Below are 15,516 nucleotides of genomic sequence, written 5' to 3' on the forward strand. Positions count from 1 at the left end.
CGACAGGGTGCCGGGGAGCGTACAGATGCCTGACGTACCGTCACATACCGGTAGGCGCCCGCGTTCCGGCCGTGCGAACCGGCGGTCCCACAACGGCCGACGCACGGTCCGTGCCCCCGGCGGGTGGGGGCACGGACCGGTGGTGCGCGGCGCGTCAGTCGACGCCGGGCAGGATGTGCGGCTCCGCGAGGTCCTCTTCGTAACCCGCGAGGCGGATCGGGGCCGAGCGGGCCCAGACCTCGATGTTGCGGAGCTTCTCGGGCCGCTTGGTCCGCTCGCCGCCGCGTTCGGGCGTCCGACGTTCGCGCTCTGTCATCTCTGGTGTCACCGCGCACTCCTCTGTGTCGCGTAACCCTGGGCGTACCGGCACGCGTCGGTCTCCGACCCGGTTGTCCGCCCACGGGGCAGGGGTTGGGGCAGTTCTGACGCGGTGGCGCCGGCACTCTGTCCGCATCACGGCCACAGGTTGTGGGAGGGATCCGGAACGGGCCTCGAGGGTTGGTGGACCCGCTGTGGCTACCGTTCGCACCAGAGTAACCAAATGAGCGCGGTCGCGCTCGATAGGGCCACTTCCTTTGCGTCAACTTTCCTTCGCCGGGCGTTCAGCCCGGTGTTCATCCCGCCATGATCTGCTGACCCTGTCGGCTGCCGCTCGCGGGGAGGAGACCACATGGAGCTGTCGAGCAGACCCGTTCCGGACCGTCCCGTGCGCTCGGTGGAGGAGCTGATGGAGCTGCTGCACGCCTGCCGGGGCGCCTGGGACACCCCCGACCGCAGCGGTGATCCGGTCGATCTGCACGACCACGCGCTCCAGACCGCCCACCTGCTGCGCCGGTCCCATCCGGCCGACAAGGAGCTCCAGTTGGCCGGGCTCGTCCACGATCTGGGGCATCTGCTCCATCCCGGTGACGACGCCGGGCACGCGGAGACCGCGGCCCGGGCGGTGCGTCCGCTGCTCGGCGCCCGGGTGGCCCGGCTCGTGGAGCTGCACGTCGCCGCGAAGCGCTATCTGGCGGCGGTCGAACCGGACCGGACGCTCTCGCCGCAGAGCGCGCTGACCCTGCGGGCGCAGGGCGGGGTGATGGGGCCCGAGGAGGCGGCGGCCTTCGCGCGCGATCCATGGGCCGAGGACGCGGTGGTCCTGCGCCAGGCCGACGACGCGGGCAAGACCGTGGGGCTCGACGCTGGCGTCATGGAGGACTGGCGGCCGGTCCTCGAGCTCGTCGCGCGAAGCGCCGAGCAGCCGTCGGGCGGCGCCTGTTGAGGACGCTGCACGCCGGTTGACGGGCGGAGGGCCTACCAGTTGGCGGGCGCGTAGTCCTTGAGGAAGACGCTGTGCAGGTCCTCGCCCAGCTCGCCGCGCACGATCGGGTCGTAGACGCGGGCGGCGCCGTCGACGAGGTCGAGCGGGGCGTGGAAGCCCTCCTCGGCGAGCCGCAGCTTGTCGTGGTGCGGGCGCTCGTCGGTGATCCAGCCGGTGTCGACCGAGGTCATGAGGATCTTGTCGGTCTGGAACATCTCCTGGCCGCTGGTCCGGGTGACCATGTTCATGGCGGCCTTGGCGGCGTTGGTGTTGGGGTGTCCGGCGCCCTTGTAGCCGCGGCTGAAGACGCCTTCCATCGCCGAGACGTTCACCACGTACGCGCGGCCGTTCGGCGCCTTGCGGGCGGCCTCGGCCATCACCGGGCGCAACCTGCTGATCAGGATGAACGGCGCGGTGTAGTTGCACAGCTGGGTCTCGAGGAGCTCGACCGGCGAGATCTGGTCGATGGACTGCACCCAGGTGTTGGTGTCGACGACGTCGGGGAGCAGACCGCCCGCGTCGAGCGCGGTGCCGTCCTGGTATTTGGCGATGCTGGCGTTGCCCGCGACCAGGGCGAGGTCGGCGACCCGCTGGGCGTCCAGGCCCGACGTGCCGACGGGCAGCGCGGCCAGGCCGTCGACCGCGCCGGAGTTGAACGCCCCGATGACGTGGTGGGCGGGCAGCTCACCGGCGGGCAGCGGCGCGCTCTCGCCGTCGACCAGGGCCGCGTAGGCGGAGGGCAGCCGGCGCACGGTCTGCGTGGCGTTGTTGATCAGGATGTCCAGCGGACCCTGCGCGGCCGTCTGCTCGGCCAGGGCGACCGCCTGCGCGGGGTCACGCAGATCGATGCCGACGACTTCGAGGCGGTGCATCCAGTCCGCGGAGTCCTCCATCGCCTTGAAGCGGCGGATCGCGTCCTTCGGGAAGCGGGTGGTGACGGTGGTGTGCGCGCCGTCACGCAGGAGCCGCAGCGCGATGTACATGCCGATCTTGGCGCGGCCGCCGGTGAGCAGGGCGCGCTTGCCCGTGAGGTCGGTGCGCGCGTCGCGGCGGGCCCGGTTCTTGGCCGCGCACTCCTGGCAGAGCTGGTGGTAGAACGCGTCCACCTCGACGTACCGGGTCTTGCAGATGTAGCAGGACCGGGGGCGCCGGAGTATGCCCGCGATCTCGCCGGTGACCGACGAGCTGGGCAGCAGGCCCTCGGTCTCGTCGTCGATGCGCTCGGCGGAGCCGGTGGCGGTCGCCTCGGTGACGGCGCGGTCGTGGGCGGTCTTGGCGGCACGGCGCTCCTGGCGCCGGCGCTGCTTCACGGTCCGGTAGACACCGGCCGTGGCGCGGCGCACCGCGATGGCGTCGGGGTGGTCGACGTCGATCTGGTCGAGTTCCGCCAGCACACTCAGGCAGAGCGCGAGCCGCTCGGGGTCGATGCCGGGGCCGAAGTCCTGGTCGGCCCGCTCGTCGACACCCAGGCCCTGCTCCTGGTCCTGGAAGTCCTCTGTCACCGTCATCGCCGTCGCGTTCCTCGATCAGTCGTGCGTGTCACGTATCCAAAAGCGCCATGGTACGGAGCGATACCGGTCCTTACCAAACCGCCCGCCCCCAGGGAAGCGGGGGCGGGCGGTGGACCGGGGCCGGGGGCGGGTCAGCGCACCACGGGCGGCGCGGCCGACGGCGCGGTGCCCCACGCGGACGGCGCGGAACCGACCGTGAAGGCGAGGTCCCGGCCGGCCCGGAGGTCAGCTCCGGTGAGGTAGGTGCGGGTCTGGGCGCGACCGTCCAGCCGCGCGCCCCGGATGTAGCGGGCGCTGCCGGAGGTGCCCGGCGCCGTCACCGTGAACCGCCCGCGCGGGTAGTAGCGGCGGTCGAGCGAGAGGTCGACGCGGTCGAAGACGGGCGTGGACAGGCCCCAGGTGTCCGTGCCGGGCTGGACCGGGAAGATCCCGATCGAGGACAGCACCATCCACGCGGACATGGTTCCGAGGTCGTCGTTGCCGGTCATCCCGGTCGGGGTGTCGGTGAACAGGGTCAGGGCCGCGTGCACCACGTCGGTGGTCTTCCACGGCTGCCCGGTCGAGAGGTAGGTGTAGGGGGCGATGAGGTCCGGCTCGTTCTGCGGGTTGTACTTGTCCGCGTTGTCGTACGAGTACGGCCCGTTCACCCACACCTCGCGGGCGGTCCTTGCGGGGTCCGCCAAGAGCCTGTCGTACGCGAAGAACGAATCGAGGCGCTGGTTGGCCGCGCCCTGGCCGCCGATGAGGGAGACCATCCCGGGCAGGTCCTGCGGCACCAGCCACTGGTACTGCCAGGCCGTCCCCTCGTGGAAGCCCTCGCTCCTGGCCGGGTCGGCGGGCCCGGTGAAGGCGCCCCGCGCGTCGCGGGCGCGGAAGAACCCGGTCGAGGGGTCGAAGATCTTCCGGTAGCTCTGGGCGCGGGCGGTGTAGCGGGCGGCGTCCTCAAGGTGGCCGAGCTCGCGGGCCATCCTGCCCAGCATCGCGTCGGCGAGCGCGTACTCCAGGGTCGCCGAGGCGCCGTGGTCGAAGTCGGAGTCGCCGGGCTTGGCGTGCGGGCGGTCCTTGACGTAGGGGGCGTAACCGTCCCTGATGTACGGGGAGTTGGCCTCGCGGCCGACGGCCGGGGAGGCGGGTGGCGGCACCCCGTCGGCGTTCTTCCTCAGCGCGCGGTAGGCCTGCTCCTCGTACCCCTTGAGCAGGCCCTGGGCGTAGGCGTTGGTGAGGAACGGGGTGACCGGGTCGCCGGTCATGATGTTGGTCTCGACGGTGCCGTAGCCCCACTTCGGCAGCCAGCCGCTCTCCTCGTCGATCTTCAGCACGGAGATCGCCATGTCCCGTGCCTCGCGCGGGGCGAGCAGCGAGAGCAGCTGGGTCTGGGTGCGGTAGGTGTCCCACAGGGACCAGTTCTGGTAGTAGTCGAACCCGTTCGCGCGGTGGATCCTCTGGTCCCAGCCGGTGTAGCGGCCGTCGGTGTCGCTGCCGAGGTTGGGCGCTAGGAAGGACCGGTAGAGCGAGGAGTAGAAGGTGCGGCGCAGGGTGTCGGCGCCTCCTTGCGCCCGTACGGTCTCCAGCCGCCGCTCCCATGCGGCCCGGGCGGCCCAAACGACCCGGTCGAAGCTCCTGCCGCCCTCGGCGCGCAGATTGCCGGCGGCGCCCGCCGCGTCCACGTAACTGAAAGCGGTGGTGGCCTCCACGGTGCGGTCCTTCGTGGTGTCGAAGCGCACCCAGGCGCCGTTGCCGCCGCTTGCGGTGGACCGGGTGGTGCCCGTGTCGACCGTGCCGTCCTTCCAGGTGCCGAACGCGGTGAACGGGCGGTCGAAGCGGGTGACGGTGTAGAGCGTGTACGGCCTGGTGTCCTGGCAGAAGCCCCTGCCGGTGATGGCGGTCCGTACGGTGCGCGCGTCCAGGATCTCGACGGTGGTGGTGACGGTCCGGTGCAGCGACTGGCCCGCGTTCAGCAGGACGTTGGCCTTGCCGGTGGCGGGGAAGGTGTAGCGCTGGACGCCGGTGCGCGCGGTGGCGGTGAGTTCCGCCGTGATCCCGGAGTCGAGGCCGACCCGGTAGTACCCGGGGCTCGCCTGCTCGGTGGCGTGGCTGAACCTCGCGGCGTACCGCGCGTAGTCGGTCTCGGTGATGTCACCTGTGGTGGGCAGGGTCGGCAGATCGCCGCCGAGCCCGCAGCCCACTCCGGACAGGTGCACGCCGGAGAAGCCCCGGATGTGGTCCTGGGCGTGGTCGTAACCGGTGTTGTGGCCGGTGTCCGGGGAGAGCTGGACCATGCCGAAGGGCACGGCGGCGCCGGGGTAGGTGTTGCCCTCGTTCTCCGTGCCGATGAACGGGTTGACCAGATCGGTCAGTTGGCCGCCACCGGGCGGGGCGGCTTGGGCGGCGGGCGCGGCGAGCACCCCGGCAAGCAGCGCGAGGGCGGCGAGCGCGATGCCCGCCCCACGCGTTCTCCGGATCGGATGCATGGGTGGAGCGCCTCCTTGGACAGCGTGGACAACGTTGTCAGGCCGCGATCATTCTTCGGCCTTGTGCGTGTACGCGTCAAGGGTCGGGCGGGGATGGAGGACGGCGACGGGCCGGGGTCCGGCCCAATTTCCGGCCGGACCCCAACTCCCTTGCCGCTCCCGCCTCTACGCCTCGTCCGGCGCGACCCGGGACAGCACCTCCGTACGCAGTGCGGCCAGGTCCGTGCCCAGCGCCGCGAGGACCTCCAGACCCCGGCCCCCGTCGCCTGCCGAGAGCAGGCCGAGCAGCATGTGCTCCGTGCCGAAGCGTTCGTGCCCGAGGGCCTTCGCCTCGCGCAGGGTGGCCTCCAGGACCTGCTTCGCGCGCGGTGTGTACGCGGGCCGCGGGTACTGGAAGGCTCCCGGCCCGAAGGTGCTGTCGGCCTGCCGCTTGATCTCCTCCACGTCAATGCCGATCGAGGCCAGCGCGTCCTTCGCGGGCTGTCCGCCGCTGCTCGGCACCCCGGCCGCTTCCAGGATCCGTACGGTCTCCTCGCGGACCCGGTCCACCGCGACGCCTCGCGCGGTCAGCGCGTCGTGGGCGGTGCTGTCCCCGGTCCCCGCGAGCCCCAGCAGGACGTGCTCGGTGCCGATGAAGTCGTGACCCAGGGCGAGCGCCTCGTCCTGGGACGCCACGATCGCCTGCCTGGCACGCTCGGTGAAAAACTCGAACACCTTCAGTCCTCCTTGCCGGTGGCTTTGCGCCTGCTCGCATGCTTCTCGTGCACCGACTGCCTGCTGACCTGCAGTGAGGTCGCGATGCTCTGCCAGGACCAGCCCTGCTCACGGGCGTTGTCGACGTGGACGCGCTCCAGTTCCTCCAGGAGGCGGCGCAGCGCGACGACGGCCGCCAGTCCGACGGCGGGGTCCTTGTTGGTGACCTGTCCGGCCAGCGAGGCCGGTGTGTCCTCAGCTCCCATGCATGTCAGGTTGCCCTGACAGCCGGGACGCTGTCAAGGAATCCTGACAAGAGCGGAGGAGAAGCCGCCGCCGCGCGGTTCAGGGCGCCGGCGGCCGCGGCGGGCGCTCGAAGACGCAGTCGCCGCAGAGCCCGCCGCCCGGGCAGCGGTAGTAGAGGCAGCAGCTGCGCCTGCGGAACGCCGGGCCGGGCAGCAGGGTGCCGGTGCCCGCGAGGCCTGGGTGCGCGAACAGTTCGCCACCCAGGGCCAGGGCCCGCTCCGCCGCCTCGGGGCGGCCCGACTTCCTTGCCCAGCCGTGGAGTTCACGCACCGCGCCGGCCAGGGCGGAGGCGGCGTTGCCGCGCAGCAGCCCGGCCGACACGGGGGTGTCACGGCGGATCGCCTCGGCGAGCGGGAGGAGGTGGGCGTCCAGGACGGCGCTCAGGAGAAGGTCGGCGGTGACTTCCCGGGACGTGCCGCCGGGCGCGAGGAGCAGGTCGTCGGGCGAGGTGCGGGCGCCGTCCCAGTGCAGCCGCTCCGGAGCGAGGTCCGCCACCGCGCCGTGCAGCACGGCCGGGCCGAGCGCGATCGACCAGAGCCGGGCGGAGAGCCCCAGATGCGCGATGGACGCGGCGGCCCGGCGCTCGGGGGCGCGCAGCCGCGCGGCGACCATGTCGACGCGCGCGGTCAGCGGCTCCGTCTCCCCCGCGTACAGCGAGGCCAGCGGGACGTACGGGGCGCCGCCATGCCCGACGCGGAGCGCGAAGAAGCCCCCCACCGATGAGACCTCCGCCAGTTCCTCCGGACTCAACCCGCTCTCCCCTGTCCTTGTGTGTCGCGTTTCGCCGCGCGGCCCCTCGGGGGCCCGGGTGTCAGTGCGTGCCACTGTGACACGGACTGGCCGGTGGCCGGTTCCAGCCCGGCGGCCGGGGGCGCACACCCCTCACCGGCCGATCGCGCCCAGACCACGGAATGTGATCTTCCGATCCCCTTGACGCCCATTTTGAGCTGCGGTTTTACTGAAAGTCCGATTATCTGGGACGACTTTGGTCGTACGTCCCTACTCCTCCTGGAGTACGGAGCAATCGGTGCTCAGGGACGACGACACGGGGTCCGCAACGAGACATCGTGGAGCCATGAGCGCCCTTGTCCTGGCCGTGCTGCTGTCGTTGGTCTCCGCCGTCGCGTACGCGGCGGCGGCGATCGTGCAGGAGCGCGTCGCCGCGTCCACGCCGGGCAGCGCGTACGCCCCCGTGCGCCGCCCGGCGTGGTGGGGCTCGGTCAGTCTCAACGGCCTCGGCGCCGCACTGCACGTGGCGGCCCTGGCCTGCGGTCCGCTCACGCTGGTGCAGCCGATGGGCGCGCTCACCATCGTGTTCGCGCTGCCGATGGCGGCGGTGCTCGTCCGCCGCCGGGCCGGGGCGGCCGCCTGGCGCGGAGCCGTCATGGCGACCGCGGGCCTGGCGGGCCTGCTCGTGCTGACCAACGGGGCGGACGCGGACGCCCTCGCCACGGGCTCGCGGCTCGTGCTCGCCGCGGCCGGATTCGGCGCGGTGGCCGCGCTGTTCGTGGCGTCCAGAGCGCTGCACCGCGCGGCCACCCGCAGCGTCCTGCTCGCCGCGGCGGCGGGCGGTGCCTTCGGCCTGGCCTCGGTGTTCACCAAGTCCGTCGCCGAGGACTGGGAGTCGGGCCCGGCGCTCGGCGACGTGCCGATCCTCTGCGCGATAGCCGGGTTCGCGATGTCCGGGCTGCTGCTCTCGCAGGCCTCCTACCGCGGAGCGGGCCTCGCGGCGCCGCTGGCGACGGTCACCGTCGTCAACCCGGTGGTCGCCGCCGCCATCGGTCTGACCCTGTTCGGCGAGTCCTTCCGGTACGGGTCCGCGGGCACCGCGATCGCCCTCGGCTGCGGTGTCGTGGCGGCGGGCGGCCTGATCCTGCTCACCACGGAACGGCTCGGCGCGGCCCGCCACCACAAGCCGGTCCTGACCGCCGCCCGGCGACCGGAGGACAGCCCGGATCAGACCGCGACGCCGCCCGCCCTCAGATAGGCCAAGGGGTCCACGTCAGATCCGTAGGCCGGCCCGGTCCGTATCTCGAAGTGCAGGTGCGGCCCGGACGCGTTGCCGGTGGCGCCCGAACGGCCGATCCGCTGGCCGGTGTTGACCTGCTGACCCGCCCTCACGTTGAGCGCCGAGAGATGGGCGTACTGGCTGTACCTGCCGTCGGGGTGCCGGATCACCACCTGGTATCCGTACGCACCGCCCCAGCCCGCCTCCACGACGGTGCCCGTGGTGACCGCCTTCACCGCGGTGCCGGTGGGCACGGGGAAGTCGACGCCGGTGTGGTAGCCGCTCGCCCAGGACGAGCCGGCCTTGTGGTACGGGGTGCCGGGGTGGGCGTCGACCGGGGCGGTGAACCCGGCGGACCTAGTGGCCGCCTTCGCCGCGGGCGGCTTGGCGGCCGGGGGCCTGGCCGGGGACCTCGGCGCGCTCTTCGGCGGCGCCGTGGGCCTCGCCGGGGCGGCGCCGGGCAGCGTCAGATGCTCTCCCGGCCGGATGAGATCCGGGTTCGCACCCACGACCGCGCGGTTGTCGGCGTACAGCTTCGGCCAGCCGCCCTGGACACGCTCGCGCTCGGCGATCTTGGACAGCGAGTCGCCGTGCACGACGGTGTACGACTCCCGGGGGCCCGGCACCTTGGTGGGGCTCGGCCGCTCGGGCTTCTTCGCGGGCGCCGGGGCCTTCGGCGCCGCGTGCGGGGCCTGCGGCTTGATCTCGGTCCGGCGCTCGGACGTGGTGGTCAGATGCGGCGCGGTGCCGCCCCGGGTGAGTCCCGCCTCGCCCGAGCAGACCGGCCAGGCGCCGGGCCCCTGCCCCTTGAGCACCTTCTCGGCGATCGCGATCTGCTGGTCGCGGGTGGCCAGGTCCGCGCGCGCCGCGTACTGGCGACCGCCGTACGCCGCCCAGGTGGACTGGCTGAACTGGAGGCCGCCGTAATAGCCGTTGCCCGTGTTGATGTGCCAGTTGTTGGTCGACTCGCAGGCAGCGACCTTGTTCCACACGTCGGCGGACGCGGCGTCCGCGGTGCTCGCGCCGATCAGCGGGAGGGCTATGCCCGCTCCGCCGGCCGTGACCGTCAGGGACGCCCGGTTGATCCGGCTCGGCTGGTACCGGCGGTGCCGGCCGCGTAAGGCCATGAGTCCCCCTCGAAGGCTCCAAGAGCCGCCAAAGTAGGGGCTGCGAACTGCCCATGACAAGGGGGCGGACAAGCGGAGGACAGGCTTCAGCGGGGCCGGGACCTTCGTCCGCCGTGTCGGGCACCCGGACCGTGCCGGATGACGTGGGACGTTCCGTAGGGTGGGCGTCAACCGCGCGCCGCAAGGGCCGCTCGTGGCGCCGCGAACCCCGAGGATCCAGGAGCACACGCATGAGTGGAACAGCCCAGATCGGCGTCACCGGACTCGCGGTCATGGGCCGCAACCTCGCCCGCAACTTCGCGCGCAACGGGTTCACGGTCGCCGTCCACAACCGGACGGCCGCCAAGACCCGCGCCCTGGTCGAGGAGTTCGGCACCGAGGGCAGCTTCGTCGCGGCCGAGTCGCCCGAGGATTTCGTGGCCGCCCTGGAGCGCCCGCGGCGGCTCGTCGTCATGGTCAAGGCGGGCGAGCCGACGGACGCGGTGATCAGGGAGTTCGCCCCGCTCCTTGAGGAGGGCGACGTCATCATCGACGGCGGCAACGCCCACTTCGAGGACACCCGCAGGCGTGAGCGCGAGCTGCGCGAGCGCGGCATCCACTTCGTGGGCGTCGGCATCTCGGGCGGCGAGGAGGGCGCGCTGCACGGACCGAGCATCATGCCGGGCGGCTCGGCCGAGTCGTACGCCTCGCTCGGCCCCCTGCTCGAGCGGATCGCCGCCAAGGCCCCGGACGGCGCCCCGTGCGTCACCCACGTCGGCCCGGACGGCGCCGGCCACTTCGTGAAGATGGTGCACAACGGCATCGAGTACGCCGACATGCAGCTCATCGCGGAGGCGTACCACCTGCTGCGAGCGGTCGCGGGCTACTCCCCCGCCAAGATCGCCGAGACGTTCCGGGGCTGGAACACCGGCCGCCTCGACTCCTACCTGATCGAGATCACCGCCGAGGTGCTCGCCCATGTCGACGAGTCGACCGGCAAGCCGTTCGTCGACGTGGTCCAGGACCAGGCCGAGCAGAAGGGCACCGGGCGCTGGACGGTGCAGATCGCGCTCGACCTCGGGGTCCCCGTGTCGGGCATCGCCGAGGCGGTGTTCGCCCGCTCCCTGTCAGGCCACGCCGAACTGCGCGAGGCCGCCCGCTCTTTGACCGGCCCGGCCGCGACCGCACTGGGCGAGGACGAGGCCGCGGCCTTCGCGGCGCAGGTCGAGCAGGCGCTGTACGCGTCGAAGATCGTGTCGTACACGCAGGGCTTCCACCAGATCCAGGCGGGCAGCGAGACCTACGACTGGGACGTCGACCCGGGCGCGGTGGCCGCGATCTGGCGGGCGGGCTGCATCATCCGGGCCGCGTTCCTCGACCGGATCCGCGGCGCCTACGACGCACAGCCCGAGCTGCCGAGCCTGCTCTCGGACAAGCGGTTCGGCGACGAGATCGGGGCGGCGCAGGACGACTGGCGCGCGGTCGTCGTGGCGGCGGCCCGCCAGGGCGTGCCGGTCCCCGGCTTCTCGGCGGCGCTCGCGTACTACGACGCGCTGCGCGCCGAACGCCTCCCGGCGGCGCTCACCCAGGGCCAGCGCGACTTCTTCGGCGCGCACACGTACCGGCGCACGGACCGGGAGGGCTCGTTCCACACGCTGTGGGGCGGCGACCGCTCCGAGGTGAGCGCGGGCTGACCCGCGCGGTCGCCCGGTCGGCCCGGGGCGCCCGCGACGGGTCCGGCGGGGTGACCGCGGTCAGCCCGCCGGCTGGGGCTCCGGCGGGCCCGGCACCGGGTCCGGGCCGGGCGGCTGCGGCACGGGATCCGGAAGGTCCGGGTCGGGGTCCGGCCGCGGCGGCCTCGGGTCGGGGCCGGGGCCGGGCGGCTCGGGGTCGGGACCGGGGCCCGGTCCGGGAAGCGGCCCCGGTTCGGGGTCGGGCAGCGGCGTGGGCCAGGGCGGGCTGGGGTCCGGGTGCGGGACGGTCATGGTGAACCTCCTCGGAGTCTGCGTCCAGCTTCACCTGCGCGCGTTCCCGGCGCCCGCCGGTTCAACCCGTCCGGGTCGCACCGCCCCGCCCATCGGGGCCGTCGGCGGCACCCTCCCGGGTCAGCCCGCGACACCCACCACGGCCGCCGCCGCCCGCAGTCCGGGGCGGGGGCTGGACAGCACCGGGACGCCGATCGACGTCCGCGCGGCGGCGGGAGCCATCGAGGCCTGCGCCAGAACGACGACGTCCACGTCCGTCAGCGCGTCCACCGTCGCGGCGACGGCCGCCAAGTACGCCTGCGTGTCGCCCGATTCGAAGTGCGGCCACGTGCCCTCGGCCACGACCGTGCGCACCTCCAGGGGCCGGGGCCCGGCCTCCTCGCGGATCAGCTCGACCGTGGGCCCGAGGGTGGATTCGAGGGCCGCGACCACGGCGACCCGGGGGCCGATGGCCACGGCGGCCGCGGCCATCGGCCGGTCCACCCTGAGGACCGGCACGCCGAGCGTCGCCGAGGCCGCCTCGGCGACGCCGCCGATCGTGGAGCAGGTGCACAGGACCGCGTCCGCGCCCTGGGCCACCGCTTCGGCGAGGGCCGCCGTGACGGCCCCGGCCACGGCCTGCGGCCCCGACTCCCGCGCTCGGCCGAGGAGTTGCTCGTCCACCAGGTGGCGCAGTTCGAGGCCCGGGGCGTCCTGGTCACGCAGGGCGTCGAAGACCGGAACGTGGACCGGCGACGTGTGCAGTAGCGCGAGCAGGGTCACCAGAGCTCCGGGTCCGCGGCGACCCGGGCCCGGGCGGCCTCGACGAGTCCGGCCGGGGCGGCGGGTGCCTCGTCCGGGTGGCGCTCGGCCCACTTCGCGGCGTACGGGCAGAGCGGGACGACCGGCACGCCCTCGCGCGCCGCCATGGCGTAGAACTCCCGCACCAGAGAGCCCGCGATGCCCCGGCCCTCGTAGGCGGGCTCCACGACGGTGTGCACAGCGACGAGGGCGGCCTGCTGACCGTCGAGCGTGAAGTAGACGATGCGACCGGCCGGTTCACCACCCTCGAACGCCGTGAGCAGCCCCTGGGAACGGTCGTCGCGGATCTCTGCCATGGTGCGGGGTCCTCTTCGATGGTGGCCGGTTCAGCTCTGGATTCTCAGCTCTGGGCGGGGATCCGGGCGTGCGGGCTGCGCTGCTGGTCGCTGCCGGGGACGGGCGCCGAGGCGTCGCTGCCGAGCTCGACGATCCGGTTGGCCGCGTCCACGTGCACCACGCTCGGCTTCAGGGCGCGCGCCTCGGCGTCGTCGACCTGGGCGTAACTGATGAGGATCACCAGGTCGCCGGGGTGCACGAGGTGGGCGGCGGCGCCGTTGATGCCGATGACGCCGGAGCCCCGCTCGCCCTCGATGACGTACGTCTCCAGGCGGTTTCCGTTGTCGATGTCGACGATGTGGACCAGCTCGCCGGGCAGCAGGTCGGCAGCCTCCATCAACTCGGCATCCACGGTGACCGAACCCACGTAGTGCAGGTCGGCCTGGGTCACGGTGGCTCGGTGGATCTTGGACTTGAACATGGTGCGCAGCACTGTGGACTCCTGGAGGACGGCTCCCTGCCTGCGTTGTGCAGGTCAAGGGCGGCCCCGACTGTACACCGGGACACGCCGCTCAAGGACTGTGAAAAGCATCGCTCCGCTCAAGCCAGCCGGCTGCACACCCGGGCGTCCGCGCCGCACCGGCGCCTGTTCGGGCAATCCTCCAGCGATACGGCCCAGCCGACGGCGAACCCGCGCTCGCACACCGCGAAGGAGAGCTGTTGAAGCCGACCGAGGGAGCACTTCAGGACTGACCCAGCCCTTCGGCTGGAGCGGTGCAAAGCAGCTCTGGGAAGGGGTCCTCCTAGACCTCGCGGATGTAGGGACTGATCAAGCGCCGCAGCACGGGCCACTGCTCGGTGAGCAGCCGGTGGTGAAGGAGGGCCAACAGGTCCTCACTCAGCCCTTCGGCGAGAACGGTCCGGTAGAGCGTCATGCGGGACTTCGGACGGTCCAGGCTGTAGCTCGTCCGCCCGGACCAGACGATGTGCAGCGGCAGGTCCACGTTGCCCTCGACGGGGCCGGCCAGCTTCTGCAAGCGCTCGGGCAGTCGGCTGCGGTAGCGGTCCCGCAGCACCTCGGCGCGAGCAGCCGTGATCGTCGGATCCATGCATCCAGTGTCGCTGGTAGGAGGCGGCGGCGTGGTGGCGCTCTCCGATCCCCCATCGACGCCGGTGCCGGCGTACGCACCGTGTGTCGCGGGATCGCCGTTACCACCATCACTGCGACGCCTCCTCCGCCATCCTTCGATCAAGGAAACCCCAGGCCGGGCGGCCGCATCCCAAGGGAGGTCGCGTGGGAAATCACGGGCGCGAACCCCCGCGTCGCTGATCCGCAGGAGCTCTGGGGACGGTCACCAAGGTCAGCAGCCCGGCTGCCGCCCACAACAGGGCGCAGAGCAGGCCGACATGGTGCAGGCCCGTGAGGAAGCTCGTGTGTGCGTCCGGGTCCTCCACCAGCGTGCCGAGCACCGCGATGCCCAGTGCCCCGGCTGCCTGCCGGGCGGTGTTGTTGACGCCGGAGGACAGGCCCGGACGGTCGTCGGGTCCGGCCACCAGCGCCGCCGCCACGACCGCGGCGGTGAGCAGCCCATGCCCGCGCCCAGGCCGACGAGGACCGGGACCAGGGACGGGTAGCCGCTGTCCGGGGCCACCGCGAGCAGGGACAGCGAGCCCGCCACGCCCAGCGCCAGCCCGCCGAGCATCGGTGGGCGCGGCCCGAAGCGGGCGACCAGACGTCCGGTGAGGGGCGCGCCGGCCGCGAGCGGCACGAAGAGCGGCAGCATCATGAGGCCGGCCCGGAAGGTGACGCTGCACCCCCTGGAGGTAGAGGGTCACCACAAACACCACGCCGATGCCGGTGAAGTTCATCGCGGCGGCCACCGTGTTGGCGCCGGAGGAGGCCCGGCGGCGGAACAGTTCCAGCGGCACCAATGGTGCGGCGGCGGCCGTCCTTCACCGGGGAGCCGCCCTGAAGTTCCTGGCCGGTCGCGGAGGACTTCATGGGTTCCATCGTCACCCCGGACCCTCTCAGCGAGGCACTGCCCCCGGAGCGCCCCGCGCCAGGAGCCGGTGGCGGCCGACGTGGCCCCAGGCGTCGTGGCTGAATCCCGTCGCGCCCGCGCGCAGGACAAGACGCGGAGTACAAAGGAGGAATGGGAAGGCAGGCAGTCGTCGCACTGTACGTGCTCGCGCTGGTGGTCCTCGTGGTCGGCGTGGACGTCCTCTTCTTCCGGCACCACCCGTGGGGGCGGCTGCTGGTGAACGTCGGGATCGTCCTGGTCTTCGCGGCGTTCTTTCTGCGCTTCCTGAAGCGCTCGTGACCGCGGCGGTTCCTGAAGCGTTCGTGACCGCCGATGCCGCGGACGGCTCACCCGACGGCGGGCGACCGGGCCGGGCTCTCCGACGCTCCGGGGACCCGGCCTTGTGGGGGCCGAGCCCGGTCCGTGGAGCGCCGGTCTCCTCAGTCGAAGGTCTCGACCTCCGACTCGGCCTGGTTCTTGGCCCGGCGGCCGACCACCGCGGCCGCCGCCACGGCGCTGCCGAGGAAGGTGAGGGCCACGGTCCAGGGCTGGTCGAGTACGTGGTCCGTGGCGTGGTCGAGGGAGTAGCGCCCGGCGCCGGCGAGGCCGATCGCCGCCGCGGTGAAGCCGAGGAAGGCCGGGTACTCGAAGCCGCCGCCCTGGGCGAAGAATCCGGCCGGCGCATGGACGGAGACCGCACCCGCCATGGCTCCCGCCGCGGCCGCTCCGGCGGCCGGGGTGGCCAGACCGATGGTGAGCAGGGCGCCGCCGCCCATCTCGCCGAGTCCGGCCGCGATCGCACTCTGCTTGCCGGGCTTGAAGCCCATGTGTTCCATGGCGGCGGCGGTGCCCTCGATCCCGCCTCCGCCGAAACAGCCGAAGAGCTTCTGGGCGCCGTGCGCCATCAGTACCGCTCCGGTGCCGGCCCGCAGCACGAGCAGGCCGAGGTCGCGTCGGCTGAGGCAGGTCATGGCTACTCCCGGAGCGTGGGGGCGATGGGCTCGGGATCCACTCTCCGGGGCAGACGGCTCCGAC

Annotated in this window: 17 protein-coding genes and 1 pseudogene; 4 read left to right on the plus strand and 14 right to left on the minus strand. The window is 72.8% G+C overall.

The annotated features are described in order from the left end of the window. Positions 1-154: 154 nt before the first annotated feature. Positions 155-328: a hypothetical protein gene (locus DT019_RS39750; protein ID WP_189389963.1), complete on the minus strand. Its 174-nt coding sequence runs from the start codon at positions 326-328 to the stop codon at positions 155-157. A gap of 342 nt (positions 329-670) precedes the next feature. On the opposite strand from DT019_RS39750, the gene DT019_RS26410 reads away from it, so the two are divergent. Further along, positions 671-1,264, plus strand: a complete 594-nt coding sequence (locus DT019_RS26410; RefSeq protein WP_114039420.1) for an inositol oxygenase family protein — start codon at positions 671-673, stop codon at positions 1,262-1,264. A gap of 32 nt (positions 1,265-1,296) precedes the next feature. Here DT019_RS26410 and DT019_RS26415 read toward each other — a convergent pair whose 3' ends face one another. The 5 genes from DT019_RS26415 to DT019_RS26435 all read right to left on the minus strand — a co-directional run bounded on the left by DT019_RS26415 (position 1,297) and on the right by DT019_RS26435 (position 7,034). Further along, on the minus strand, positions 1,297-2,811 hold the full coding sequence (locus tag DT019_RS26415; RefSeq protein ID WP_114039421.1) for an SDR family NAD(P)-dependent oxidoreductase: 1,515 nt from the start codon (positions 2,809-2,811) through the stop codon (positions 1,297-1,299). 134 nt (positions 2,812-2,945) lie between these two features. Then, entirely contained in the window at positions 2,946-5,285 is a 2,340-nt protein-coding gene (locus DT019_RS26420) for a GH92 family glycosyl hydrolase (RefSeq protein ID WP_114039422.1), read from the minus strand. A gap of 165 nt (positions 5,286-5,450) precedes the next feature. Beyond that, complete coding sequence (locus DT019_RS26425) at positions 5,451-5,999, minus strand: Clp protease N-terminal domain-containing protein (RefSeq protein ID WP_114039423.1); 549 nt, start codon at positions 5,997-5,999, stop codon at positions 5,451-5,453. 2 nt (positions 6,000-6,001) lie between these two features. Continuing rightward, positions 6,002-6,244, minus strand: coding sequence for a hypothetical protein (locus DT019_RS26430; protein WP_114039424.1), 243 nt, complete (start codon positions 6,242-6,244; stop codon positions 6,002-6,004). Positions 6,245-6,323: 79 nt separating this feature from the next. After that, entirely contained in the window at positions 6,324-7,034 is a 711-nt protein-coding gene (locus DT019_RS26435) for a (2Fe-2S)-binding protein (protein WP_114039425.1), read from the minus strand. A gap of 325 nt (positions 7,035-7,359) precedes the next feature. Between DT019_RS26435 and DT019_RS26440 the strand changes: the two are divergent. Further along, a pseudogene (locus DT019_RS26440) lies at positions 7,360-8,262 on the plus strand (DMT family transporter); the annotation flags it as partial. Here the strand turns inward: DT019_RS26440 and DT019_RS26445 are convergent. Then, a complete protein-coding gene (locus DT019_RS26445; RefSeq protein WP_114039426.1) occupies positions 8,241-9,419 on the minus strand; it encodes a transglycosylase family protein in 1,179 nt (392 codons plus the stop codon). The pseudogene DT019_RS26440 and the gene DT019_RS26445 sit on opposite strands and share 22 nt — an antisense overlap. A 230-nt stretch (positions 9,420-9,649) precedes the next feature. Between DT019_RS26445 and gndA the strand changes: the two genes are divergently transcribed. Continuing rightward, positions 9,650-11,092, plus strand: a complete 1,443-nt coding sequence (gene gndA, locus DT019_RS26450) for an NADP-dependent phosphogluconate dehydrogenase (RefSeq protein WP_114039427.1) — start codon at positions 9,650-9,652, stop codon at positions 11,090-11,092. 60 nt (positions 11,093-11,152) lie between these two features. Here the strand turns inward: gndA and DT019_RS26455 are convergent, their stop codons facing one another. The 6 genes from DT019_RS26455 to DT019_RS26480 all read right to left on the minus strand — a co-directional run bounded on the left by DT019_RS26455 (position 11,153) and on the right by DT019_RS26480 (position 14,029). Next, the gene (locus tag DT019_RS26455; protein WP_114039428.1) at positions 11,153-11,383 is read right to left on the minus strand and encodes a hypothetical protein; all 231 of its coding nucleotides are present in this window, start codon (positions 11,381-11,383) and stop codon (positions 11,153-11,155) included. Positions 11,384-11,503: 120 nt separating this feature from the next. Next, positions 11,504-12,139 carry an aspartate/glutamate racemase family protein gene (locus tag DT019_RS26460; RefSeq protein WP_114039529.1) on the minus strand — a complete coding sequence of 212 codons (636 nt, stop codon included), beginning with the start codon at positions 12,137-12,139 and terminating at the stop codon, positions 11,504-11,506. Between the two features lie 2 nt (positions 12,140-12,141). Continuing rightward, positions 12,142-12,480 carry a GNAT family N-acetyltransferase gene (locus tag DT019_RS26465; RefSeq protein ID WP_114039429.1) on the minus strand — a complete coding sequence of 113 codons (339 nt, stop codon included), beginning with the start codon at positions 12,478-12,480 and terminating at the stop codon, positions 12,142-12,144. A 44-nt stretch (positions 12,481-12,524) separates the two neighbouring features. After that, entirely contained in the window at positions 12,525-12,953 is a 429-nt protein-coding gene (gene panD, locus DT019_RS26470; protein ID WP_114039430.1) for an aspartate 1-decarboxylase, read from the minus strand. A 310-nt stretch (positions 12,954-13,263) separates the two neighbouring features. Further along, complete coding sequence (locus DT019_RS26475; RefSeq protein ID WP_114039431.1) at positions 13,264-13,569, minus strand: hypothetical protein; 306 nt, start codon at positions 13,567-13,569, stop codon at positions 13,264-13,266. 193 nt (positions 13,570-13,762) lie between these two features. After that, on the minus strand, positions 13,763-14,029 hold the full coding sequence (locus tag DT019_RS26480) for a hypothetical protein (protein WP_114039432.1): 267 nt from the start codon (positions 14,027-14,029) through the stop codon (positions 13,763-13,765). A 584-nt stretch (positions 14,030-14,613) separates the two neighbouring features. Here DT019_RS26480 and DT019_RS39755 point away from each other — a divergent pair. After that, positions 14,614-14,781: a hypothetical protein gene (locus DT019_RS39755; protein ID WP_189389941.1), complete on the plus strand. Its 168-nt coding sequence runs from the start codon at positions 14,614-14,616 to the stop codon at positions 14,779-14,781. A gap of 140 nt (positions 14,782-14,921) precedes the next feature. Here the strand turns inward: DT019_RS39755 and DT019_RS26485 are convergent, their stop codons facing one another. Continuing rightward, positions 14,922-15,452, minus strand: a complete 531-nt coding sequence (locus DT019_RS26485) for a DoxX family protein (RefSeq protein ID WP_114039433.1) — start codon at positions 15,450-15,452, stop codon at positions 14,922-14,924. Between the last annotated feature and the right edge of the window lie 64 nt (positions 15,453-15,516).

It is taken from the genome of Streptomyces sp. SDr-06 (genome assembly GCF_003324565.1).
In the GTDB taxonomy this organism is placed as follows: Bacteria; Actinomycetota; Actinomycetes; order Streptomycetales; family Streptomycetaceae; genus Streptomyces.

Bases quoted from the DNA above. Each gene is read 5' to 3' on its own strand.
- DT019_RS26410 (WP_114039420.1), top strand. From the start codon at position 671: ATGGAGCTGTCGAGCAGACCCGTTCCGGACCGTCCCGTGCGCTCGGTG.
- DT019_RS26415 (WP_114039421.1), bottom strand. From the start codon at position 2,811: ATGACGGTGACAGAGGACTTCCAGGACCAGGAGCAGGGCCTGGGTGTC.
- DT019_RS26420 (WP_114039422.1), bottom strand. From the start codon at position 5,285: ATGCATCCGATCCGGAGAACGCGTGGGGCGGGCATCGCGCTCGCCGCC.
- DT019_RS26430 (WP_114039424.1), bottom strand. From the start codon at position 6,244: ATGGGAGCTGAGGACACACCGGCCTCGCTGGCCGGACAGGTCACCAAC.
- DT019_RS26445 (WP_114039426.1), bottom strand. From the start codon at position 9,419: ATGGCCTTACGCGGCCGGCACCGCCGGTACCAGCCGAGCCGGATCAAC.
- gndA (WP_114039427.1), top strand. From the start codon at position 9,650: ATGAGTGGAACAGCCCAGATCGGCGTCACCGGACTCGCGGTCATGGGC.
- DT019_RS26455 (WP_114039428.1), bottom strand. From the start codon at position 11,383: ATGACCGTCCCGCACCCGGACCCCAGCCCGCCCTGGCCCACGCCGCTG.
- DT019_RS26465 (WP_114039429.1), bottom strand. From the start codon at position 12,480: ATGGCAGAGATCCGCGACGACCGTTCCCAGGGGCTGCTCACGGCGTTC.
- DT019_RS26475 (WP_114039431.1), bottom strand. From the start codon at position 13,569: ATGGATCCGACGATCACGGCTGCTCGCGCCGAGGTGCTGCGGGACCGC.
- DT019_RS39755 (WP_189389941.1), top strand. From the start codon at position 14,614: ATGGGAAGGCAGGCAGTCGTCGCACTGTACGTGCTCGCGCTGGTGGTC.
- DT019_RS26485 (WP_114039433.1), bottom strand. From the start codon at position 15,452: ATGACCTGCCTCAGCCGACGCGACCTCGGCCTGCTCGTGCTGCGGGCC.